The organism is Micromonospora sp. ATLC20, assembly GCF_057196585.1.
This window is the reverse complement of the sequence record NZ_JBXUOV010000023.1, coordinates 27242-50767: the sequence shown is the minus strand read 5'-3', so window position 1 is coordinate 50767 and position 23526 is coordinate 27242. Positions and strand designations below refer to the sequence as shown.

The 23526-nt window shown below is 67.8% G+C and carries 15 protein-coding genes; 6 read left to right on the top strand and 9 right to left on the bottom strand.

All coding sequences use genetic code 11. The annotated features are described in order from the left end of the window. The first annotated feature begins 261 nt into the window (after nt 1-261). Nucleotides 262-3393 carry an SseB family protein gene (locus AC2CHG_RS08110; RefSeq protein WP_484524467.1) on the top strand — a complete coding sequence of 1044 codons (3132 nt, stop codon included), beginning with the start codon at nt 262-264 and terminating at the stop codon, nt 3391-3393. Continuing rightward, complete coding sequence (locus AC2CHG_RS08105; protein ID WP_013283629.1) at nt 3390-3755, top strand: hypothetical protein; 366 nt, start codon at nt 3390-3392, stop codon at nt 3753-3755. Before AC2CHG_RS08110 ends, AC2CHG_RS08105 begins: the two co-directional genes overlap by 4 nt. A 1-nt stretch (nt 3756) precedes the next feature. Here AC2CHG_RS08105 and AC2CHG_RS08100 read toward each other — a convergent pair whose 3' ends face one another. The 5 genes from AC2CHG_RS08100 to acs all read right to left on the bottom strand — a co-directional run bounded on the left by AC2CHG_RS08100 (nt 3757) and on the right by acs (nt 13094). Continuing rightward, on the bottom strand, nt 3757-4689 hold the full coding sequence (locus AC2CHG_RS08100; RefSeq protein ID WP_484524466.1) for an alpha/beta fold hydrolase: 933 nt from the start codon (nt 4687-4689) through the stop codon (nt 3757-3759). Between the two features lie 132 nt (nt 4690-4821). Next, a complete protein-coding gene (locus tag AC2CHG_RS08095) occupies nt 4822-5160 on the bottom strand; it encodes a hypothetical protein (protein ID WP_262015333.1) in 339 nt (112 codons plus the stop codon). Nucleotides 5161-5329: 169 nt separating this feature from the next. Then, a complete protein-coding gene (locus tag AC2CHG_RS08090) occupies nt 5330-7732 on the bottom strand; it encodes an immune inhibitor A domain-containing protein (RefSeq protein ID WP_366618913.1) in 2403 nt (800 codons plus the stop codon). Nucleotides 7733-8088: 356 nt separating this feature from the next. Further along, on the bottom strand, nt 8089-10872 hold the full coding sequence (locus AC2CHG_RS08085; protein WP_484524465.1) for an immune inhibitor A domain-containing protein: 2784 nt from the start codon (nt 10870-10872) through the stop codon (nt 8089-8091). Nucleotides 10873-11105: 233 nt separating this feature from the next. Beyond that, complete coding sequence (gene acs / locus AC2CHG_RS08080; protein WP_484524464.1) at nt 11106-13094, bottom strand: acetate--CoA ligase; 1989 nt, start codon at nt 13092-13094, stop codon at nt 11106-11108. A 201-nt stretch (nt 13095-13295) separates the two neighbouring features. Between acs and AC2CHG_RS08075 the strand changes: the two genes are divergently transcribed. Beyond that, nucleotides 13296-14042: a Fic family protein gene (locus AC2CHG_RS08075; protein ID WP_135242913.1), complete on the top strand. Its 747-nt coding sequence runs from the start codon at nt 13296-13298 to the stop codon at nt 14040-14042. A gap of 13 nt (nt 14043-14055) precedes the next feature. Here AC2CHG_RS08075 and AC2CHG_RS08070 read toward each other — a convergent pair whose 3' ends face one another. From AC2CHG_RS08070 to AC2CHG_RS08060, 3 genes are all read right to left on the bottom strand, one after another. Then, nucleotides 14056-14862, bottom strand: coding sequence for an HAD family hydrolase (locus AC2CHG_RS08070; protein WP_013283636.1), 807 nt, complete (start codon nt 14860-14862; stop codon nt 14056-14058). Nucleotides 14863-14969: 107 nt separating this feature from the next. Next, complete coding sequence (locus AC2CHG_RS08065) at nt 14970-16433, bottom strand: tyrosine-type recombinase/integrase (protein ID WP_484524463.1); 1464 nt, start codon at nt 16431-16433, stop codon at nt 14970-14972. An 829-nt stretch (nt 16434-17262) separates the two neighbouring features. Then, nucleotides 17263-17685 carry a hypothetical protein gene (locus AC2CHG_RS08060; RefSeq protein ID WP_484524462.1) on the bottom strand — a complete coding sequence of 141 codons (423 nt, stop codon included), beginning with the start codon at nt 17683-17685 and terminating at the stop codon, nt 17263-17265. A 577-nt stretch (nt 17686-18262) separates the two neighbouring features. Between AC2CHG_RS08060 and AC2CHG_RS08055 the strand changes: the two genes are divergently transcribed. The 3 genes from AC2CHG_RS08055 (at nt 18263) to AC2CHG_RS08045 (ending at nt 22077) form a co-directional block, all read left to right on the top strand. Next, nucleotides 18263-18802: a hypothetical protein gene (locus tag AC2CHG_RS08055; RefSeq protein WP_484524461.1), complete on the top strand. Its 540-nt coding sequence runs from the start codon at nt 18263-18265 to the stop codon at nt 18800-18802. A 562-nt stretch (nt 18803-19364) separates the two neighbouring features. Next, nucleotides 19365-21341 (top strand): hypothetical protein, encoded by a 1977-nt coding sequence (locus AC2CHG_RS08050; RefSeq protein ID WP_484524460.1) that lies wholly within the window; start codon nt 19365-19367, stop codon nt 21339-21341. Nucleotides 21342-21519: 178 nt separating this feature from the next. Continuing rightward, nucleotides 21520-22077: a hypothetical protein gene (locus tag AC2CHG_RS08045; RefSeq protein ID WP_484524459.1), complete on the top strand. Its 558-nt coding sequence runs from the start codon at nt 21520-21522 to the stop codon at nt 22075-22077. A gap of 277 nt (nt 22078-22354) precedes the next feature. Here the strand turns inward: AC2CHG_RS08045 and AC2CHG_RS08040 are convergent, their stop codons facing one another. Further along, nucleotides 22355-23233, bottom strand: a complete 879-nt coding sequence (locus AC2CHG_RS08040; RefSeq protein WP_484524468.1) for an IS5 family transposase — start codon at nt 23231-23233, stop codon at nt 22355-22357. Between the last annotated feature and the right edge of the window lie 293 nt (nt 23234-23526).

Sequence of the window (23526 nt, the reverse complement as noted above, 5' to 3'; positions counted from 1 at the left end):
GCGAGGCGCAGCCGGCCGGCGCGCGAGCCGCGGCCGCGGCGGCCGGAACTCCGGTGACGAGGAGCGTCGCCAGGGCGGCCACGACGGGGTACGCGACTGGCCGAGACATCGACGACCTCCGTAGCGTGTCGGCTCCGGAACGGGATGTTAGCGCTTCGCTCACTTCGGGGCGGCCCGTCGATGGGCAAAAGTCCTGATCTTGCCGCCACCTTGTAGGTTGTATGCGATGCCTGTGGCCTGTTCGCGGAAGGAGAGGTGGCCGTGACCGGATGGGAGCCGGCCACCGAGGCCGAGGTGGCGATGCGGGATGCGCTGCGCGCGCAGGACCAGCAGCAGTACTTCCGCGTGCTGACCCGCGTCGATCTGCTGCTTCCGATCGCGAGCGGGCCGTCCGCCGGGTGGGGCACCTGGACCGCCGGGGGTCGTACCCACGTCCTGGCCTTCACCTCCGTCGCCGCGCTGCGCGCGAGCCTGGGGGAGAACGCGGGTGCCACCCGCCGCGTCCCCTACCCGGATCTGGCGGCCGGCTGGCCCAACCCCGAGTGGTGGCTGGCGGTCAATCCCGGCCTGCCGATCGAGGGCTACCTGCCAGCCTGGCACGTGGCTCAGCTATCCCGGGGCGACGTCCGCCTCCCCGGCCGCACCATGGGCGCCCGCGCCCGGCTGGAACGCGTGGAGAACGCCACCCGGGGAGCCCGGAACACGGTGCCCGAGGCCGCGCCCCGCCCGCCTGCCGTCCCCGTCCCCCCGGCCGTCGTCACGCCCGCGCCGGTGCCCCATGCCGCCGTCCCGTCGGCCGCTGTTCCGCCCCCGGCCGTGCCGCCACCCGCGATGCCGCCCCCGGCCGTGCCGCCGGTCGCCGGTTCGCCCGGCCGGGACGAGCGGCTGACGGAGGCCGGTGAGCCGCCCACGGTGCCGATGCGGGCCGCCTCGGTCCTGGGGCGACGGCTGCCCACCGTGCCGCCCCGCCGCCGAGGGCCGGACGGCGACGTCCGGAGCCGGACCGCTTCCGGCGCCGAGCCGGACACGGACGCCCTCGACGGCTGGCTCACCGACCTGCGCCGGCGCCCGGACGAGCCGGACCCGTTCGCCGCCGCCTCGGCGGCACCCGCCGACGAGCCACCGGCCGCCGCCGCTCCGCCCCCGGCCCGCTCCTTCTTCGAGCCCTCGTCCGGCGGCCGCTCGGCCCGTCGCCCGTCGCCGCTGGACCCGTCGCGCCGGGCCGGTGAGCGTGCCGCCCCGCCGACCCGGTTCGCCGGCGGACAGCCGTTTCCGCGTCGGCGGCCGCTGAACGAGCCGGTACGCGAGGGGCCGACCCAGGCCTTCCCGACACGGACGGACGAGCCGTCGGCCGTGCCCCGGTCGGAGGAGGCCACCCAGGCGTTCCGGCCGACCCGCCCGTCCGAGGACGCGACCGAGGCGCTGCCCCGGCGGCACACCGGCCCGGCCCCGGCTGCGCACACCGCACCGGCCGCTGCGGCGCAGGCCGGACCGGCCGCCGCGCACGCCGGACCGGCCACTGCCGACGGGTGGGGGGCCGCGCCGGGCAGCACGGAGGGCGACACCGCGCGGTGGGAGACGATCGACGAGCCGGTGGAGGAGCTGCCGCCGTCGATCGCCGAACCGGTGTCCGCGCCGCCCGCGTCGCGCCGCGACTTCACACCCATCGTCATCGAGGGCACCGTCATCGAGGCCCGCGACCTGACCGAGCCGGAACCGGTCCGGTCCGCGCAGCCGACCAGCCCGGTGCGTGCGGAACCGGCCGAGGGTGCGCCCTGGGCCGGCACCGCCGACCCGACGATGCCGCTCTCCGTGGACCGGCCGGTCGCCGACGACACGGTGAACCTCGCCGAGCCGGCGCCGACCCACCTCGGTGGACCGGACCGGAGTTCGGGGCCCGACGACTCGACGGTGTCGCTCACGTCCGCGCCCACCACGTCGCTGTTCGAGCCGTCGCCGCCGGCAGCGGAGGCCACGGCACCGCTGTTCGCGTCGTCGTCCGAGCCGACGGTCTCGCTGTTCGACCGGGTGCCGGCCGAGCCGACCGCGCCGCTGACAGGTCCGGCTGAGGGCGAGTCGACCGCGCCGCTGTCCACGTCGCCGGCTGAGGCCGAGCCGACGGCGCCACTTGCTTCGGCATCCGAGCCGACCACGTCGCTGTTCGAGCCGTCGTCCTCCGCAGGCGAGGCCACGGCGCCGCTGTTCGCGTCGTCGTCGGCTGAGCCGACGGTCTCGCTGTTCGACCCCGCACCGACCACGCCGCTGTCCGATCCCGCTCCGGCAGAGCAGCCGACCGTCTCCCTCTTCGAGCCGGCGACAAGCGACGACGAACCTGTCACCACGTCGCTGTTCGCGTCCAGCGACGCCACCGTCGCGCTGTCCCCGCCGACGGCGGAGCCCGCGGCACCCGCCACGACAGACGCCCCGCCGGCCGCCGAGTTCGTACCGGCGAACGACGTCGAGGAGGAGCTGCTGGCCGCTGCGGGCAGCGGCAGCACCGACGGTTTCCTCACCACCCTGCTGCTGGCCCGGGTGCTGCTGCCGGTCGCGCCCGATTCGGCCGCCGGCAGCCGGCCGGGCGACAGCGGCTTCGTCTGGCACGCCGACCAGGTCGACGGCGAGCGGTGCGTCTCGGTCTACACCTCGCCGGAACGCCTGGCCGAGCACACCGAGGGCCAGATCGAGACGGTACGGGTCAAGTTCGTGCAGCTCATCCGCAGATGGCCGGACGTGGCCTGGTCGTTCCGGGTGAACCCGGGCAGCCCGGTCGGTGCGACGTACCCGGGGGAGCAGGTCCTCGCGCTCGCCAACTGGGCGGCCGAGGTGGGCCTCGGCGACGACCCGGAGCCGGCCGCCGCGCCGCAGCCGGCGGAACGACAGCGCCCGGAGGCGCCCACCATCGCCGCGAACCGGCCGGTGACCATGCAGAAGGTGATCGCGGCGAGCCAGCTCGCGTACTACCTGGAGCGTGGCTACGACCGGGTCTCCGGCTTCGTGCACCGGGCCGGGGAGCTGGCGCATCTGCGGACCCCGGCGGAGCTGTACGGCGCGCTCGGGCTCGGCCACCCGGGTTCGCCGTTCTCCCCCGACGACGAGGAGATCTACCTGCTGCGCTGGCCCGCCTACCGGCCGAGCCTCTACCGGATCCCGTACGGCGGACCGAACGAGGCGGCGATGCGGGCGATGGAGGGCTGGGTGATCGAGCGGCCCCCGTTCCGCGGCAACGGCTTCGCGCCGGGGGAGAGCAGCGATGTGATCGCCGAGTTCAAGGTGGACAGCGCCCGGCTTCCGCACGGCGCCGAGCTGTGGCGGGTCGGTGCGGACGGCGACAGCAGGCTGGTCGCGGTCCTGGACACCGACGAGCTGCTGTGGCGCAAGGCGGACGAGGCGTGAGCCGCGACGGCTACGTGGCCCGCTGGCGGGGCCGGGAGTACCAGGCCAGCCCCGACGGCGACGACATCCGCCTGTACCAGCCGGGCCCGGACGAGGGATTCACCGAGGTACGCCCCGGCCGGTACGTCCGGGTGGTGCCGGCCGCCGAGGTCGACGATCTGGCGTACGTGCGGACCACCTGCACCTGGCAGGGGCAGCCGTTCATCGTGCTGGCCGAGCACGAGGGCTGGCTGCGGCTGGAGTACACCGGTGGGCGCTGGCCGGTGGCCGAGGCGATGGGGCTGGAGGCGTTCGACTTCGGCGTCTACCAGGGCTGGGCGCCGGCGGCCGAGGTGGCCGACCTGGGCGAGCAGCGGGTCTGAGTCAGGACTTCGCCCAGCGCAGGATCTCGCCGAGCACCAGATCGCGTGCCTCCACGTGCGGGAAGTGCCCCACGTCGTCGAGCAGCCGCCACTCGTACGGGGCGGTGACGTAGCGGCCGGAGCCCTGGGCGGTACGGGGAAGTGAGGCCCGGTCGAGGGCGCCGTGCAGTTGCAGGGTCGGCGTGACCAGTGGCTTCTGCATCAGCTTCACGAAGCGGTAGCCGTGCAGCCGCAGCACCGAGCGGAACGCCCAGCGGTAGCCCTCCATCGCGCAGAACGCGGCCTGCGGGATCTGCATCGCCACCCGGCAGCAGTGCGCGTAGTCGGCGAAGCCGGGGCCGGACACCCAGCGCGGCCCGCCCCACCGGCGCAGGATCTCCTCCACCTCGGCGGCGTCGTCGCGGGTCAGCACGTGCTCGTAGCGGGGGAGCTGGAACTTCAGCGTCGCGGTGGCCGAGGCGAACTGGCCGCGCGGGTCGGCGAAGATGGCCGCGCGCAGTCGCAGCGGGTGCGGCGCGCCGAGCACCACGAGCCGCCGGACCAGGGTCGGGTGGAAGGAGGCGGCGGTCCAGCCGATCAGTCCGCCCGCGCCGGTGCCGACAACGGTGGCCGACCGTTCACCGAGCGCCCGGATCAGGCCGGCGACGTCGGCGGCGAGCGTGTAGCCGTCGTACCCCCGGGGTGGTTTGTCGCTCGCGCCGTAACCGCGCAGGTCGACCGCTACCGCGCGGAAGCCCGCGTCGGCGACCGCCGGCAGCATCTCGTGCCAGGCGTACCAGTATTCGGGGAAGCCGTGCAGGAAGAGCACCATCGGACCGGTGCCCGCTTCGACGACGTGGAACCGGCTGCCGTTGGCGCCGACGAACCGGTGCGTCCACGGCCCTTCGGGCAGGACGCAGGAGTCGTCGACGGGTCCGCCGCGCTGGTCGGTCATGGGGCACAGCCTAGGGCCGCCGGTCACCCACCGGACCCGCAGGTGACGAGGATCAGGGATTTCTCCGGGCGGTCACCCGGAACCGCGCACCCGGGCCGACTCCCGGCGTCGTGAGCGGCCTGCCACCGGCTGTCACTCCTCGATGATCCGCATGGGGATGCCCGGTCCGCAGTCGACGGAGCGGTCCCGCGCGGTGAGCCGCAGCGTGACCAGGTCGCCCTTGCGCAGCTCACCGGCGTTCGGGCCGTACACCGCGTACTCCGTGCCGTTCTCGTCGATCAGGCCGTAGCACGGCCCGGAGCCGCCCCGGGTGATCCAGCCGGCGACGACGCCCGTCGGCCGGTTGTCGGTCGGCGTCTTCGGCGGCCCGGTGGGCCGCCGAAGAGTAGGCAGGTCGGTGGCGGACGACGGCGTGGGGCGATCGGCGGGCGAGGCGGGGCCGCTCGCGGCCGGCTGGTGGTCGTCGGACACGGATCCTCCGTCTCGGCCGCGCCGGCGATCAGCGCCCTCGCGGGGCGCCCGCCGGCGTGGTGCGGGTGTCGAACGGATGGGACGCGGGCGGGGTACGCCGGGTTCCCGGAAAGGGCGATGCCCGGGCGGGTGAACCGCCCGGGCATCGTGTGGTGCGTCGATCAGTGGATCAGGAGAAGCGGACCTTCAGCGAGGTGCCGTTCTGCTCCAGAACCTTGATCTTGGTGCCGGTGGCCGGGAGCTTGACGCCGTGGTTCGGCAGCTCCGGGAACCAGTACTGCTTGGTGTCGTCGAACAGCGGCTGCGCCGCCTGGCCGCGGATGTACTGCGGCTGGCTGTTGAGGTGCAGCGTGAACGAGTCGGCCTTCTTCAGGCTGAACGGCGCGTCGTAGACCTGGACACGGGCCCGCCAGGGCGCCCCGGTCAGGTTGTAGATCGGCCGCGGGTGCGCGTCGATGATCATGTTCCGACCCTCACCCGGGTGCGCGAACGTGTCGTTGTCCGCGAACCGGAGGTTCCAGTAGGAGATCAGCAGACCCTCCTGGTACGCGTAGTGGTCCACGTAGTCCGGGCGGGTGTTCGCGTAGCCGAAGAAGTACGGGCCGGTCTTGAGGTACTTGTCGTACGAGACGTACGACCGGTTGCCGGCGATGTAGTAGTTGTCGAACTTACGGGTGTAGGTCTCCTCGACGATGCTGAAGCCGCTGAGGGTCCAGCCGTTGGCACCGGCCTCGGCGCCGTCGGTGAGGAGGGTCTGACCGTCGGCGGTCACGGTGATCGCGTCACCGTAGAAGCCGCCCTCGGAGACACCGCCGTCCGTCTGGTAGCGCAGCCGGAACTGCACGACGTTGCCGGCGACCGCGTCCATCGGGATGTTGACGTCGACCCACTGGTCGTTGCTGGAGCCGTCCAGGGCGTAGCGCCCGGGGGAGATCTCCTTCAGCGGGGTGCCGTTGGCCGTACCGGGCAGCGAGGTCCAGGTCTGGCCACCGTCGGTGGACGCCTCGAAGAACAGGTAGTCGTAGTCCGCCTCGATGCTGTAGCGACCCTTCATCGACAGCGCGGCGCTGGTCTTCCCGGTGAGGTCGACAGTGCGCGTCATCGTGGTGTTCAGGTCGTCGTCGTTGCCCGAGAAGAACTGCTTCGTACCCTCGAACGGCTTGCCGTTCTGGAACGTGTACTCCCGCTGCGGCAGCACCACCACGGCGCCCTGGGCCTTGTTGGAGTTGTACTCCTGCGGGCCCAGCTCCAGGGTGCGCTTCTGGCCGGCCACGACGACCTCGTAGTCGAGCCAGCCGAGCTGGAGCTTGTTCCAGGCACCGAGGTCGCCACCGCGCTCGCCGATGCCGCCGTCGTTCTTGGCGCCGAGCCGGCTCTGGGCCATCAGGGTCCAGTGCTCGTTGTTGTTGTCCCCACCGCTGACCACGTTGTAGTCGTCCGGCAGACCGAGGTCGTGGCCGTACTCGTGGTAGAAGACGCTCCGGCCACCGTTCTCCGGCTGGATGGTGTAGTCACCGATCCAGACGCCGGTGTTGCCGATCTGGGTGCCGCCGGCCGGGAAGTTCTCCGGGCCGGTGTTGCCCTGGTCGCTGGCGAAGGCGTACCACCGGTGGCTCCAGATGGCGTCCTCACCCTGGTACGGGTCACCGTCGGCCTGGTCGCCGCCGGCGTGGACGATCTGGAAGTGGTCGATGTAGCCGTCCGGCTCGTTGAAGTTGCCGTCGCCGTCGAAGTCGTACCGGTCCCACTCGTCCATCGCCTTGACGTCCGCGGCGATCTCCGCGTCGGAGCGGCCCTGCGCCTTCTGGTCGGCGACCCACTGGTTGGCGGCGTCGCGGACCAGCGCCCAGGTGTTGGTGCAGACGTTCGAGGCGCACGGGTAGCCGTCGGAACGGCCGTAGCGGGCCTCGTTGTACCGCACCTTCACCCAGTTGGTGACCTCGCCGTCGACGCTGTACCGACCCGAGGACTGGGCCTCGTAGTACTGCTTCAGCGACTCGTCACCCGGGTTGGTGCCGAAGTACAGCTGCCGGAAGTGGTCGGCGCTGTAGTCGGCCTGCCACACGGTGGAGTTGTCCACCGCCCGGTTCGGCTGCGGGATCTGGTTGCGGAGCGGACCGTCGAACCGGGTCGGGCCCGGGGTGTCCGGGTCGGTGTCCTGGTCCGGGTAGTTCGGGTGCCGCTCGTCGCCGAACTCCGCGAGGATGACGAAGATCTTGTCGGTCCGCTCGCGGGAGAGTTCGACGTACTGGTCCTTGGTCGGACCCTTGCCGGCCTTGGTGCTCTTGGCGGACCTGCCCGCCGCGGCACCTTCGGCAGCCCGCTCGCCGACCTTGACGACCGTGCTGCCGTTGATCTTCTGGGCCTTCGCCCTGCCGGACAGGACCTCGCTCAGGCCCTCCTGGCGCAGCGCGCGCCGCTTCTCCTCGAGCGGGTTGGGCAGGTCGTGCTCAGCCTGCGCAGGCTCGGCCACCGACGGAGCGGCGGCCGGCAGCTTCGGCGTCGGCGCGGCGCTGGCGGCCGTGCCTGCCATCAGCCCCGTCGCGGTCAGCGAAAGCCCGAGCAGACCCACTGCGACTTTGCGCACGTGGTACCTCCGGTGTGAGGGAACCGGCCCAACTGGGGGTACGGGCCGGTGGAACGTCCCACTAGTGGGACCAAGGGTGAACATAGACACTGCTGCGACTGGTGGGAAGATGTGTGCGTCGATTTGTAGCAACTTTTTGTTGGGGATGCTTTCCGCCGTCACACCCCGCACCGTCACCGAGTCGTTGACCAGCAGCGATGTGTCGATCATGTAGTGCAGTGACAGTCATGGATCAATTGGTTACGCGGAAGGGCCGGGAGCACTCACGCTCCCGGCCCTTCCCCCATCGATACCGTTCAGATCATTTTTCGGTCATTCCGGTTCCGGTTTGACCGTACCGTTCAGTTGCGCGGCGGAACCACGTACACCTGGGCGTACGAGTTGTCCTTGGCGGCCCGCTTGATGATGATCGAGACGCCGTACTGGACACCCGCGTCACCCGGGTTGCCGGTGCCGAGCACGATCGCCCCACCACCCAGCGTCGAACCGTAGTAGTCCGTCGCGGGAGTGCCGTCCGGGTTCACCACCCGGGTCGTGTACTGCTGGTTGCCCCGCGACGGGATGACCACCGAGGCGTCGTTGTCCCGCGAGTACGCGGCGCCGTCACGGATCTCGATGCCCGGGTACCAGCCCTTGGCGTCGGTGAAGCCGCGCACCGGAGCCTGCGGGCCGAACTTCGTGCAGTACTCGCTGTACGGCTCGTCCGCCGCCTCCAGGCACTCCTTGAACGGGTACGTCGGCTTCAGGCCGAACGCGGCGTTGGAGGACTGCGGCCGGCTGGGCAGGTTCTTCAGCACCGACGGGTCCTTCTCGGCCGCGACGCCCTTGCGGCGCAGCGGGTCGTTGTGCGAGTCGACGATCAGCAGACCGCCCTTGGCGCCGTAGCTGGGCAGCGCGGTCATCTGCGCGGTGACGTGGTTGACGTCGCCGAGCTGGGTGTCCCGGTACCAGACCAGCATGCCCGGCGCGTTGTACGCGATCCGGTCGACCTTCCAGGCCTCGTGCGAGTAGACGGTGTCGTAGGTGTACTTCAGGCCCTTGTCGAAGCCGTCGAAGTTACGCCACTCGGCCAGGTAGTAGTGCGACTTCACCTGGGTGCCCGAGTCGATGTACCAACCCGCGCCGCTGGTGTCGGTGAAGGTGCCGCCGGTCTGGGTCCAGCCCGCCGCGCCGCTCTCCACGTCGTCGCTCCAGGTGGTGGCGCCGCCGCCGGTCACCGAGAAGTCGTCGGCGAACCAGCCGCGCTCCACGAACGCCTCGTCGGTGGCGTACCGCAGCCGCACCTGCACTGTCTGCCCGGCGTACGACGACAGGTCGACGTAGTCGTGCCGCCAGCCGTTCGTGCCGCCGGTCAGGCCGTACTTCTTGTTGCCGAAGTCGACCATGCGGCCGTTCGGGTCGGCGTAGCCGTCGTTCGTGGAGACGAGCGCGCCGCCCTCGGCGTACACCTTCTGCTCGTTCCAGGTGGCGCCGCCGTCGGTGGAGACCTCGACGAAGCCGAAGTCCCAGTCCGCCTCGATGACGTAGTTGTTCCACATCCAGAACTTCGCGTCCGCGGCGTTCGGGACGGTCACCGTGCGGCTGAGCTTGACGTCGGCCCAGTTCTGGTCGGCGCCGGAGTACCACATGTTCCCGCCGCTGTGCGGTGTCGCCAGTGAGATCACCTTGTCCGGCAGGTCGATCTTGATGCCGTCCTCGGTGCCGACCGGCGTACGCGACGTCTGTCCGAGGTTGACCAGCTTGGACCGGTCACCCGGCCCGAACGTCTTCGGCTCGGCCCAGCCCAGCACCCACTTGTCCCAGAGGCCCATGTGGGTGGGCAGCGCCTGGAAGATCTCGCCGGAGTGCGAGCCGGACGCCATCAGGTCCCAGAAGTCCACGTCCGAGTCGGCGTTGCCGGAGGTGTCGTACAGGTCCGGCAGACCCAGGTCGTGCCCGAACTCGTGGGCGAAGACGCCGACGCCGGCGTCCTCCGGCTGCACGATGTAGTTCGACACCTTCAGGTTGGTGCCCGGGATCGTGTAGCCACCGGCCACGGTCGAGGAGTGCGCCCAGACCGAGTAGATGCCGACGTCGCCGCCACCACGGGACTTGCCCTGGTTGGCGTGCACCAGCACGAGGTGGTCGATCACGCCGTCCGGCTCGTGGTAGTTGCCGTCGCCGTCGCGGTCGCTCTGGTCCTCGATGTCGTAGTCGGCCCAGGGGAAGTCCGGGTCGGCCGCGGCCAGCGCGTCGATCGCGTCGGTGGCGAGCCGGCCGGCGCCCTGCGGGTTGTCCGGGTGGCCGTTCATCGACTGCTCACGCCCGGCGACCCAGTTGCCGTTCTCGTCCTGGAAGCAGCGCGAGGCGGCGTACCAGCCCTCGGAGTGCGGCACCGTGATCCACGGGCTGGCCTGCCCGTCCACGGTGTACGCGTTCTTGGACATCTCCAGGTACATGTTGTGCATGGTCCGCCCGGCGAGGCTGATGCCCGGCTTGCCGTCCGGCCCCTTCAGATCCTTGCGGACCCGCTCGGTGATGCCCTTCTTGCTGTACAGCATCTTGTCGTAGTGGGCCGGGGAGAAGTCCGGCACCCACATCGAGTTGTTGTCCTTGTGCGGCAGCGTGGCCGGGTTCGGGATCGTGTTGTGCCGCGGCCCGTTCTGCACGGTGCCGGGAACGCAGGTGCGGTCCTCGAACACCGTCTTCGGGACCATCACGTTCGTGAAGTCGTCGTTGGCGTTGTCGTTGAACTCGACGAGCAGCGTCAGCAGCTTGGCGGTCTGCGTACTCTTGGCCTTCTTGATCTTGCGAGGGCTCTGGCCGGTCCGGATGGACTTGGCCTCCAGCTTGGCCAGCTCGCGCGCCGCGATCGGGTTGCCCCCGGCGTACTTGCGGTCGTAGGCGCGGGCCTCGTCCGCCGGCGAGGAGAAGATGCCGTCGCGGCCCTTCACCTCCTTGCCGCCGGTGTCCGGCTGGACCTCGGGCTCGGCGTAGTTGATGTAGTGCTCGTCCGCCCCGATCGTGACCGGTGCGGACCGGGCCGGCTGAGCCGCCGCGCTGCCCGTCACGGTCAGTGACGTGGCCGCGAGCGCGATGGCGGGCAGTGCGACGAGTAAGCGTCGCCGTGCCCTGTGCTGCGACATGGGGAGCATGCCACTCCGTTCGTAGGGAATGGTGAGGGACCGGCCGTCTCAGTGACGCTCGTCGAAATCCGCCGGCTGGCTGAACGTAACCGACGACGAGCGACATCGACAGAGTTGATCAGGCCCTCTGGCCGATCAGGTCAGTCCCGGCTCCCCCGATCGACCGGCGCGGATCCCGGATGCGACGAGGGGGCGGGCCGCCCGGCGGCCCGCCCCCTCGTCGTCAGTCGTCGTCAGTCCTCGTCGGACTTCCCGCCGCTCATCCCCGACGAGATCAACTCCATCACCGAGGAGTCCTGGAGCGTGGTCACGTCGCCGAGCGACCGGTTCTCCGCCACGTCCCGCAGCAGCCGGCGCATGATCTTCCCGGAGCGGGTCTTCGGCAGCTCCGGGACCAGCATGATCTGCCGCGGCTTGGCGATCGGGCCGAGCGTCTTCGCCACGTGGTTACGCAGCTCGGCGATGAGCTGCTCGCCCGCGTCACCGGAGATCTCCGCGCTGCCGCGCGGGATGGCGAACGCGACGATCGCCTGGCCGGTGGTCGGGTCGGTCGCGCCCACCACCGCCGCCTCCGCCACCGACGGGTGGCTGACCAGCGCCGACTCCACCTCCGTGGTGGAGATGTTGTGGCCCGAGACCAGCATCACGTCGTCCACCCGGCCGAGCAGCCAGATGTGCCCGTCGTCGTCCTTCTTCGCGCCGTCACCGGCGAAGTAGACCCACTCGCCGCCGGTGTTCGCGCCCGCGCCGAACCGGGACCAGTACGTCTCCAGGAACCGGTTGTCGTCGCCCCAGATGGTCCGCAGCATCGACGGCCACGGCTCCTTCAGCACCAGGTATCCGCCGCCGCCGTTCGGCACCGACTGGCCCTGGTCGTCGACGACGTCGGCGACGATGCCGGGCAGCGGGCTCATCGCCGAGCCGGGCTTCGCCTCGGTCACGCCGGGCAGCGGCGAGATCATGATGGCGCCGGTCTCGGTCTGCCACCAGGTGTCCACCACCGGCAGTTCGCCGCGGCCGACGTGCTGCCGGTACCAGATCCACGCCTCCGGGTTGATCGGCTCACCGACGCTGCCGAGCAGGCGCAGCGACGACAGGTCGTACCCGGCCGGGATGTCCTCGCCCCACTTCATCATGGTGCGGATCAGCGTCGGCGCGGTGTACAGGATGGTCACCTTGTACTTGTCGACGACCTCCCAGAACCGGCCCTTGTGCGGCGTGTCCGGGGTGCCCTCGTACATGACCTGGGTGGCGCCGTTGGAGAGCGGGCCGTACACGATGTAGGAGTGCCCGGTCACCCAGCCGATGTCGGCCGTGCACCAGTAGACGTCCGTCTCCGGCTTCAGGTCGAACACCGCGTGCGTGGTGTACGACGCCTGGGTCAGGTAGCCGCCGGTGGTGTGCAGGATGCCCTTCGGCCGGGCCGTCGTGCCGCTGGTGTAGAGGATGAACAGCGGGTGCTCGGCGTCGAACGCCTGCGCCTCGTGCTCCGGCGACGCCGTCTCCACCGTCTCGTGCCACCAGTGGTCCTTCGCCGACCAGGCGACCTCCTCACCGGTACGCCGGACCACCAGCACGTGCTCCACCGACGGGCAGTTCGCCACCGCCTCGTCCACGGTCGGCTTGAGCGCCGACGGCTTGCCCCGGCGGAAGCCGCCGTCCGCGGTGATCACCACCTTGGCGCTGGCGTCCTGGATCCGGTTGGTGAGCGCGTCGGCGGAGAAGCCGCCGAAGACCACGCTGTGCGTGGCGCCGATCCGGGCGCAGGCGAGCATCGCCACCGCCGCCTCCGGGATCATCGGCAGGTAGATCGCCACCCGGTCACCGGCGGTCACGCCCAGCTCGGTCAGCGCGTTCGCCGCCTGGCACGTGAGCTTGTGCAGGTCGGCGTAGGTGACGGTACGGGTGTCGCCCGGCTCGCCCTCCCAGTGGATCGCCACCTTGTCGCCGCGGCCCGCCTCGACGTGCCGGTCCAGGCAGTTGTACGCCACGTTGAGCCTGCCCCCGGTGAACCACTTCGCGAACGGGGCGTTCGACCAGTCGAGCACCTGCTCCCACGGCTGGGCCCAGGCGAGCCGGCCGGCCTGGCGCTCCCAGAAGGCCAGCCGGTCACCGGCCGCCTCCTCGTACGCCTCGGCGGTCACGTTGGCGTTCGCGGCGAGTTCAGCCGGCGGCGGGAACTGGCGCGTCTCGTTCAGCAAGTTGGCCAATGCCTCGCTCATGCGGTGACTCCTTCGTCGCGTGACCTGCGTCTCCTGATGCGGGGAAGGTTAGTCCCGGCGTACCCCGGCCGCGACCGCCCGGCCCCTCACCGCGCGCCGAGCGGCCCCGTCCCCGCGCCGAGTGCACCGCGCGACGCCGACGGCGTCACTTTCCCGGCGGGCGGAGGCGGATACCGGCCCGGCGGTCGCTAGCGTGACGGGGTGACCACCGATCCGCTCGCCCCGCTGCTCGCGCTCGCCGACGTCGCCACCGCCGTCGAGCAGGCCCGCGAGCGGGTCGACCTGGCCCACCGGCACCGCGCGCTGCGCCGCCAGGGCGGCCAGGTCGCCGCCGAGGTCAGCCTCCGCTCCGCCGTGGCCAGCGCCGCGCTGGAGGGCCGCGTCCACGACCGCGAGGAGGTACGCGCCGGCACCGTCACCGACCCGGTGCTCCAGGGCGCGCTGCGGGTCGCCGGGGCACTACCCGGCCTCAGCGACCTCTGGCCGAAGGCCCCCCGGCAGGTGATGGCCCGGCTGCACGTACTCGCCGCCCGCGACGTGGTGACCGAGGAGGAACTGGGCCGGCCGGTCGCCGACCCGGTGGTCGCGGCCCGCCTCGACGGCCTGGCCGCGCTGGTCGCCGGCGGCACCAAGGTGCCACCGCTGGTGCTGGCCGCCGTCGTACACGGCGAGCTGCTGAACCTGCGCCCGTTCCCGGGCCCGTCCGGGGTGGTGGCCCGCGCCGCCGCCCGGCTGGTGCTGATCTCCACCGGGTTCGACCCCCGCGGGCTGGTCGCGGTGGACGTCGGTCACCGCGAGCGCGAACCGGAGTACGTGGGCGCGGCCGGCGCGTTCGCCACCGGCACGCCCGACGGCCTGCGCTCCTGGCTGCGGCACTACATGACGGCGGTGGAGGTCGGCGCCGACCAGATCACGCTGATCGGCGACGAGATCCTCGCCGCGTCCTGACGGGCGCGAGGCGTCAGGCGGTGGGTGCGGCGGCGCGGGTGCGCCGGTGCCGGCCGTACCAGGCGATGCCGATGGCCACGCCGACGCCCACGCCGAGCGCCGCCGCCGCGACCGGCACCGCCGGCCGCTCGCGCAGCCGGCGGCCCAGCGGGATCGGGTGCCGGAACTCCAGCACCGGCCACGCGTTCTCCACCGCCAGCTTGCGCAGCGCCCGGTCCGGGTTGACCACCGTCGGATGCCCCACGCACTCCAGCAGCGGCCGATCGGAGTACGAGTCGGAGTACGCGTACGAGTCGGCCAGGTCGTAGTCGCGCTCCAGAGCCAGTTCGCTGACCGCCTCGACCTTGCTCGGGCCGGCGGCGTAAAACTCGACCTCGCCGCTGTACCGGCCGTCCACCACGCCCATCCGGGTGGCGATCACGTCGGTGATCCCGAGCAGCTCACCGATCGGCCGGACCATCTCGTCGCCGGACGCCGAGACCAGCACCACGTCCCGCCCGGCGGCCTGGTGCTCCTCGATGAGGGCTGCCGCCTCGGCGTACACATAGGGGTTGATCAGTTCGTGGAGTGTCTCCGCGACGATCTGGCGGACCTGTTCCACTGGCCAGCCCTTGCAGAGCGTGGCGAGGTAGTCCCGGGTGCGGGCCATGGTCTGCTCGTCGGTGCCGCCCAGCCGGAACATCAACTGCGCGTACGCCGACTTGACCACGTCACGCCGAGTGATCAGCCCGTCCCGGTAGAACGGCCGACCGAACGCCAGGGCGCTCGACTTGGCGATGACGGTCTTGTCGAGATCGAAGAAAGCGGCGCTACGGCCCACGGCGCGAAAGTCTAGCCCGACCGGAGGCGTCGAGGCGTCCGCCCGGGTCGCGAAAGCCGATGAGCACCCGGTGGAGTGACGGCGGTCACAGGCATCTATCGATGAATTTAGCTTTGCGTGGAGTGAACAACACTCGACGTATAAGGGTCGACTGCGGCATGCTTGTCCTCGCGGCGGGAGTTCGCATACCCGGCGTCGATGGGCCTCGGCGGTTGCACCCCCCGTAACCGCTGAGTCGGTTCGGCTCGACCCCCCCGGAGCCGAACCACAAGACGACCCCCGTCTCCCCCCGACGGGGGTCGTCCCTTTGTGGCCTCCCCTTTCGGCGCAGGTGGAGGCGGGTTCTCCGGATCGGCCGGGTGCGGCTCCGGGCGGAAAGTCAGCGAATCGTCAGCGAACGTCAGCCGGACCCGATCGGCGTAGTCGTCGGGCGTGTGCGTGTACCGGTCAAGCGTCGTCGACGCCTTCTCGTGGCCCACCACCCGCCGCACCACGTTGACCGGCACCCCGTCCGTCACCAGCCACGTGATGTACGAGTGCCGCAGGTCGTGGAACCGCAGCCCCCCGACCGCCGAGGCCGCCGCGTGCGCAACCGCCGCCGCCTCCGTGGCGAACTCCGTCCGCTGCTCCCGCCCGTCCCGGTCCGGCCATACCGCCAGCCACCGGCCCGGCGCCACCTCGGTCACGCGGCCGAGCAGGCTGGCCCGTACCAGCGACGGCAGCCACACCCGGCGCCGGAAGTTCGACCGCCGCTGCGGCCCGCCGTCCCGGTCGGCGAAGACCAGCGCCCGGCCGTCCGGCGAGCCGGCCCCGCGCCGCCGGCGTAGCTCGTCGACGAGGAACTGAGGCATCGGCACCGCGCGCACGCCGGCCCGAGTCTTCGGGTACGCCCGCAGCACGACCCCGCCGTGGGTCTCGACCGCCACCTGGGCGACGTGCACGAGCCCTCGGTCGAGGTTGACCGCTTCCCAGGGCAGGCCCGCGCACTCACCCCAGCGCAGTCCCGCCCCGGCGGCGGCGCAGACGATCCCCCGGTGTTCGGCCGGCACGGCAGGCAGCAGCCGGCCGAGGAAGACCTCTCGGCTGATCGTGCCGGCGCGAGCCTCACCAGCCCGGTTTCGCGGTATCCGCACCCCCTCGCACGGGTTCACCGCGATCAGCCGCGCCCGGATCGCCGTCTGCAGGATCATCGACAGCATGCCGAGGTGCTTAGCCGTCGTCGAGGGCGCCAAGGCCCGGCCCAGGTTCGTCACCCACTCCTGCACCGCCAGGTAGTCGATCCGCGCCAACGGCCATTCCGCCCACTGTGGCAGCAGATGCGCCCGCAGCATCGATTCCGTCCGCTCGGCCGTCCGAACCTCCACCGACCGCCCGGCCAGCCACCGCGTCACGAACTCGCCGAACCGCATCCGCCCGGCGTGCGGGTCGACGTACGTGCCCCGGTTGATCGCGCCTTCCACCTCAGCGAGGTACGCGTTCGCCTCCTTCTTCGTGCGGAACGTCTTGGCCTTCTGTCGGTTGGCTGAGTCCCGCCAGTTCGCCCGGTAGGTCCCGGCCGGCGTCTTGCTCACGAAGCCCACGGTCACCATCCCCCACGTGGCGAGTCGGTCCCGGTCGCCGAAAGCCCGCCGGCCGCACCGTCCAGCCAGGCGCCGATGTCCAGCCGCCCGTGATCTTCTTCTAATCCTCGGGCTGCTTGGAGCGCTGGTCGGATGCTGGACCTAGCCCGCTTCACCGACGTGTGGTCCGGCACCAGAGGCAATGGCAACGTTTGATGGGAACTGGAAGAGCTAGTGGGAAGATCTCTCGAAGTTCCGCGCAATTCCATCACATTCATTGAGGCAGCGGTCACAGACAACATTCATGCCAGGTTTGAACCGTTCGCCGAGTCGAGCGCGGAACTCGTGATTTCCAATACTAAGGGACTGTATCCGAGCATCGGGCATGTTTGGCCTCCCGACAATAGAAATCTCCAGCAGTTCGAAATCTGTGATTACATGATGGCACCGTTGGCCATCGTATTCGAATCCCGCTATGTGGTCACAGTCTTCTGGGTCTAGGTTGCACACCGAGCATTCGATATCGCTGATCGCGAAAGCTGGACTCAAGCCCACTCGGTTGTGTGCAAGCGCGACTGGGCATCGCTGGTGATACGCCCCGTCTTCGTAGGGAAATCGGCAGCCTCGTGGAAAGTATGTTCGAGCAAGTCGGCCGGCCTCGTCGAGCATCAGGTGGGCAATCTCGAACCGAGGCGAGTCCTCCAGCCAGTTCATCGCGCTACGCAGAGTGCGTAGGGCCTCCCGAAGCTCTTTGTGCAGCTGGTCGGTCGGTCCGGTAAGTGGAAGCAAGTGGGCGACGCTCTCAAACCTTCTGCGCCCCCTACTAAGGATCCTTTTGCCCTCAGCCAGCGTGTGATCGTTGAAAGGCATTGATTGCCTCCACCACTTCCTGCCCTGGTCCATGCGCCTCGAAATTGCGCTCGCTGCCGTCGGGCGAGGTGACAATGAACTTCACGTGCAGATTCTTCTCTTTGTGGCCAATCTCTCCGAAGTACTGCATGATGATCGTCGATAGAATATTTGCTGGAATGTTAGCTAAGACAGATTGGGCGAAGGCGAGCACCGGCAACCACGCATCGGCCGCATTGTGGCTTACCTGAACGCGCTCATCGCGTTCGTGATCGTATGTAACACCGAAGCCGTTCAGTTTTAGTAGCTTCGCAATGTCGCTCGTCGTGGCCGGGTAGGCGTATCGCCCGGTGTCCAGCCGGTGCATACCTGTCCCGGGTACGCCCGCTCGAATTTGCACCTCTGCACTTGTCATCCGCGGATGTCCTCAGCTGTTGGGCGTGGCTTAGTGGCAGGGATAGTAGCTACCGCTTGCAACCCGAGTGGAGCACCCGCCGCTGGGGTGCCAGGAAGGGAAACGGCCGAGCGTTGGTGCAGCGGCTGCTTGTCCAGCCGATCGCGTATCGCTGGGCCCGTCTCCGTGCTCGGAAGGCGGTCACGCGGCACATGTCTGAGCAGTAGAGGTCGTTCTGCGGCGGAGTCGCCTCCGCGACCGGTGCTGTCCGGCATGAAGATTCGGCTCAGCGGCACCAGAGGCAACGGCTGGCAGCCGATGATGGCGACGTGCGGGACGAGGAGGCCGCCGACCGGCAGGTGAGGGTGGACACCCATGCACCAGTGACGGCCTGCTAGACCAGGTTTCAGTACAGATTGAGAACCGGTGGTCGTGGCGGGCCAACGCCTATCGCCGCCGGTGCTGCCGATGGACTGTGGACCACGCGCGCACCAGCAAAGCGAGTCGGATTAGCGACAGTTGGAAGCTATCCGAGGTTGGTACATTGGCAATTCTGCCAGCGTCAATCGGGCGAAAGAGCAATGAAAGAGTGGGCCGGATGACTGAATTTATCGACTTTCCAACATTGACTGGGGCTGCACTTGGCCAAACGGTAGGATTTTTTTTTGGACGTCTGAGCGCCTTGCTCGACCGGCGGCGAGCCTCAAACGAAAAGATAGAAGCTAGGGAGGTCCCGGATGTCCCAGAGGTATTCGAGGGAGAGCTTGGGCCCTTCCAAGTCGACGAAGCGCTAGTCGAGCAACGCGCGGACGAGTTGGCATCCCTCGCAAACGCTCTCGGCGTTTACAACGACCATCCTGAGATCCTGCGAGCCGATGATTCTCGCCTCTTCCGAAACTTGGCGCAAGCGAGAAGTCTCCTCGAAGAGGTGTATGGGCAGTACTTCACGCTCAAAGGCGAAAAAAGGCCGGAATCCGGCGTGAGAATCGACCAAGACATTAAACGTGTGGCCGGAGAGGTTATCGGCCTCGATGCTGATGGCTTCGGTCGAAAAGCAAGCGCGGAAGTAAGTCAGAAGGTGGAAGACAGTCAGCCTGGTTCTTCTGTAATTGGCGCGCGAATCAAAAGGTTGGGATAAAACAATTCGCTTCTTTCCTCGGAGCCAGAGAATGCACCCAGATGAGCGCGTTGCCATTAGTTCTGACCATGATGCAGTCAGCCCGTCGACGGACATAGGACCGGAGGGCGCCAAGAGAGCCGATACGGGTGAGTCCTCACAGGCACGCCGCCCCGCCGACGGCACCGGCTCGTCCTGGACGCATAATTCAGCGAGCGACATGGTTTCAGATAGGTCGCTGTGGTTGGCGCAGAATGTTTCGACCTATACCGAAGATCCCGATAAGACGGAAGTCGCCCCATCGTCTGAGCCGGCGGGGGGGACATATGGCGCCGAGTCAATTCTAAGTCCGCATGAACAGCAAGCCGACCACCTCCGATCCGATTCTCCTAGCGAGTCGACGAGCCGTGACGCGGCTGCCCAACTATCGCCTGAAAACACCCGTTCCCAGAATAGCGAGGATTTTGGAGTCCAAGAGAATCTACCGTTCGACAACAGCGAGGATGCGCTCGTATCGATCAAACAGGAAGTATCCCACAATGAAGGGGTTATAGTTGGAGTTCTGCACCAAACCGTGCGTCGAATGCTGGACTCCCATGACCTGCGGTCAGATTATGTAAGTGAAGTAGCCGCACTCTTCGAGCCGCCTGATAATATCAGCACGGCAGCCGAGCGGCTTCGTCAAAGCCGTATTGTGGTGCTCGTGGGTGATTATCAATCCGGAAGACACAGCGCGGCGGTGTCGCTCTTGCACGAGCAGGGAGGGCTGGAGCTCCGGGAAGTGCGACGAGAGCCGGGCGATGGCTTTATTACTGAAAACCTGGTTTCGCGCCGACCTACGGGGTGGATTCTCGATCTACGTGGAGACATCGACTCGGTTGCACTGAACTTCGGCCGAGTTCTCGCAACCAGCAGCGCCCTACTTACCTCAACGGATTCCTTTCTCGTGGTTGTAATTCGTCGTGGGCTGTGGGAGAAGACCCGAGCGGGCGCCATGCACCTTGCAGTAGAACTTAGCCCCCCCGACGCTGTAAAGGTTATCGAACGCAGACTGCAGCACCTCAATCCTTCCTTGTCACCTGCCGACATTGAACGGTGGACTGGCGATGGTGAACTGCGACGGTACCTGGAAAACCTTCCTCCCGCCCGAGCCGTTGAATGGGCGGAGGCGATACGGGAGGAACACTTCGCGCATGCGGACTCAGGTATAGCTACCACTGCCAGTAAGCTAAATGCTGACGACGCGTTCCGTTTAAGAGTAGCGAATGTAATTAAGTCTCGGGGCAACTGGCGGACCGACTTATTGGAATGGCATAGAAAGAATCCGGATAGCAGGCGTCGTAACTTTTTGCTGGCCACGGCCTTGCTCGAAGACGCCTCCGCTGCCGATATTTACACCGCTGCAGAAGAGCTAGCTCAGACATTCCGAGAGCCTGAACCAGTCGCGCCCGGCCAAACGGGCCCTGGCCTTATTGAGTTACTCGACGATGTTAACGCGACGTTGGCTGACGACGACTCTGTGTCCTACGCCCGTACTGGATTCGCGAATGCAGTGCTGGACTACTTTTGGCTTGACAGAATGCACCTTCGTGGGGATTTCATGAGTTGGGCCACGAGCCTGCCTCTCCGCCACGAGGGGAAGTCCGCTCAAGAGATTGCTGACCGAGTGGGGCAATATTCTCTCAGATGGAGTATCCAACGCAACGACTTGGAGTTGGTCGAGAAGGCCGTTCTGGCATGGGCGGAGCACGAGAATGCCGCTCCATCGGCCGAGGCTCTGCTATCAGCAGCCGCGCTCGATAGTGTTCTCGGAAGTAACATGCGAGCAAGGATGCTCACCTGGTCAAAAAGTGACACAGAAATAAGCCCTCGGGTTCAAGTAATCGTGGCGCAAGTGTGCGGGGGCCCCGTGGGCGCTATCTACCCTAAGCTGATGCTGTACCGACTCGGGCACCTAGCTAAGAGCTTCGATCCGAAAGTTCGGAAAGCTGTGGAAGAGGCGACCTTCTCCCTTTGGGCTCGGTTCGATTTGCGAGACCAAATTCGTTCTGAGATTGCGAAGTGGCTTGACTCCCCTCAAGAAGCTCAGAGCGGGGCTGGTCGACGGGCCTTCACTACCCTTGCAAGTCTTACTGAACCCAGTGGTTCACTTCCCATTCTACTTTCCAGCGACGGAAATCTTGATGTGGCGACCCTTGAGACTGGGCGCGAGTTCCTGGTTAAGGGCTGGCGTTCTGTCTTTAACCAGAGGCGCCCTGACTCGAAGGCCGATGCAGCTTTTGCTCTTTTCATGGAAGCCGCTCTAGCATCGGAGGAGTTTAGGATAGAGCTGCTTTCGGTCCTGGTTGACTCCGTGCATAGATCGGGCGACGGCATGTTTCATGCTACTCGTCGAGTAAGCCTTGACAACCTGGCTTTTCGGTGGCAGCCGAGTTCGGCGGGAGAATACGGAAGCGATCGCCAGCGGATACGCGATGAGCTTATTCTAATGGCGTCGAACCGAGATCCCGTTCTCCCGAACGTCGCGTCCTTGCCTAACGAAGCGCGGTCGGATGAGTAAGTGGTTCCGTTGGAGGCGAGGGCCTCAACTAGAACAGTACCGTTTCGATCTTCCGGCTGTTAGGAGCGCGGACGAGGACCTGTGCTTCCACGTTTCCTTGACCGTACGATGGCATTTGCTTCCGTCTGCGTCGGTTCATCATGACCCGCTCGCTGCCATTCGCACGCATGTTTCGGAAGTGGTCCACGTGGAAGCATCGCGTGAACCTGTGAACCGGGCTGCACTTGTGCAAGATCGGATTAACTCGCGGATGGGTCTCCCTGCGGGGCTGAAGGAGTCGTGCGTTCAGCTACTGTGGGTCGAGGCTACGGTCACGGTCGACTCTATTTCATTGTCGACAGCCCTGCGGCGAGCGGTGCGACGCAGCGAACGCCGCCAGCAAAATGAGGACCAGGAAGCCCATGTCCAGCGCATAGAGACGTTTCGCCGACGCGTACTTACAAAACCTGATATGGCGCTTACCTTCTATTTTCTTGAGAACAAGGGTTCTTTGGACGAGTCGGTGTTGACGCACCTTGAAAAACTTTCGAAGCGCATTGCAAGTTACGATCCCGAGAACTATTGGATCCAGGTGGCAGAGATCCTTCTTGCGTTCGTACGTGACCTTAGCGACGAAGAGCGTCAGGATAGTATAAGGGCGTTGACTTTTTGGCTAAAGAGATACGATCGAAAGTCGCTTGTTGCGGATCTGGAGTCGTTGCAGCCCTCAAAGTCAGGCCTCGATAGTGCTGGATAAAGCAGCCCGTCCAGGTCTCTCGTGGGTGGACTGCCTGAGCGAGATCGAGATCGAAGCGGGGCCGCTCGCGCCGTCAAGCTTGGGCGGACATAGGGCCGCCGCGCCTCCGCCCGCGAGCGCTTGGGTCGCAGGTCGTCGGCGGCTCGGAACGTGGCGAAACCGCGGCCGCTGATCCCAGCAGGTACCAGGGCTGCTGGGACGCCGTCGGTCGCTACGTCAGTTAGGAGTCCGACGTTCTTCATCGCTAGGCGACCTAAGGCGTGTTTCATAAGCCCGGTCAGAGCCATTCACAGATGATGGTGATGGTCAGGACGGCCTGGAACCGGACGGCTAACTTGTCGTAGCGGGTGGCCAGGCCGCGGTGGCGCTTGAGCCTGTTGATGCCGTTCTCGACGGCGTGTCGCATCCGGTAGAGGTCTCGGTCGAACTTCGGCGGGCGCCCGCCGCGGCTGCCCTTGGCCTTGCGGTGGGCGTCTTGATCGGTCTTACTCGGGATGCACGCCTTGATCCCGCGCTTGCGCAGGTAGGCGCGGTTTCCACGGCTGGTGTACGCCTTGTCGGCCAGGACCAGGTCGGGGCAGGTGCGGGGCCGGCCCACCCCGAGACGGGTCACCTTGATGCGACGCAGGACCGGGATGAACTGCGGGCTGTCACCACGGTGCCCGGCGGTCACGACCATCGATAGGACCTTCTGTCCCTGCTCACAGGCCAGATGCGTCTTGGTGGTCAGACCGCCGCGAGATCGTCCGAGGGCGTGATCGGCGGGTTCGTCGTGCACGCCGCCGGGTGGCTCTTTCTGCAGGTGGCCGTCTCTGCGGGCGCCGGCGGCATGCTGGTGGGCGCGGCTGGTCATCGAGTCCACGCTGACCGTCCAGGTGATCCGGCCTTGCGCATCGCCGGCGGCCTGTGACGCGGCCAGGATCTTGTCCCAGGTGCCGTCGCGCTGCCAGCGACGGAACAGGCCGTAGAGCGTCTGCCAGGGTCCGTACTCGGCCGGGACGTCACGCCAGGGCGACCCGATCCGGATCCGCCACCTGATCCCGTCGATGAGCTGCCGTTTCTGCCACTTCGGCGGCCGGCCCTTCGCCGACGCGGCCGGCAGTAGCGCAGCGAGCCGCTGCCACTGAGCGTCGGTGAGGTCGTACCGCCTCGTCACCGCTAAGGTGGCCACGAGGTCTCCGGTATGAAGTTCTTGCTTGGTCGCAGAACCAGATACCGGAGACCTCTTCAGTTGTCGATCACCGCCACGCCGCGACCTTCACCGGCCACCACGACTTCTGAAACACGCCTTAAGCCCGCGGTGAGTACCGAGGCGAGTGTATCGGCGAGAGACAAGAGGCATATGCGCCAGCCACCGCGGAGCTTCCCGCACGAGGTGAGCACGTCCAAGGCCAGAGCTGCGAAAAGGCGGCGACCGGGAGGTAGCTTCTGACGGCTGGGTGCCTGGGT